The organism is Propionibacterium ruminifibrarum, assembly GCF_900289195.1.
Classification (GTDB): domain Bacteria; phylum Actinomycetota; class Actinomycetes; order Propionibacteriales; family Propionibacteriaceae; genus Propionibacterium; species Propionibacterium ruminifibrarum.
On record NZ_OMOH01000035.1, the window covers coordinates 1 to 268 of the forward strand.

The following is a 268-nucleotide window of genomic DNA, read 5'->3' on the forward strand; positions in this document are numbered from 1 at the left end:
CCACCCGCGCAGCGACCCGGTCAGGGGTCTTGTGCGGGCAGTGTCGCGGCCGTGATGAACGGTCCGACATCGGCTGGCCAGCGCGGTACCGGTCGGCCCAACGCTTGACCGTGGGCCACGAACACTGGAACCGGGCCGCGACCTCGCTGACCGGGTGGCCGTGATCGACGACGAGCTGGGCGACCCGCAACCGGGCGCGCGGGGTCAGGGCTGCGTTAGCGTGAGACACAAGAGGGCCTTTCTGACAGTGGACGACTTCGCAATCCCC

The 268-nt window shown here is 69.8% G+C and carries 1 protein-coding gene; it reads right to left on the minus strand.

The window, feature by feature from the left end; genetic code table 11:
• On the minus strand, positions 1-229 hold a 229-nt coding region (locus PROPJV5_RS12330), incomplete at its 3' end, for a helix-turn-helix domain-containing protein (RefSeq protein WP_147385460.1).
• Positions 230-268 lie beyond the last annotated feature (39 nt).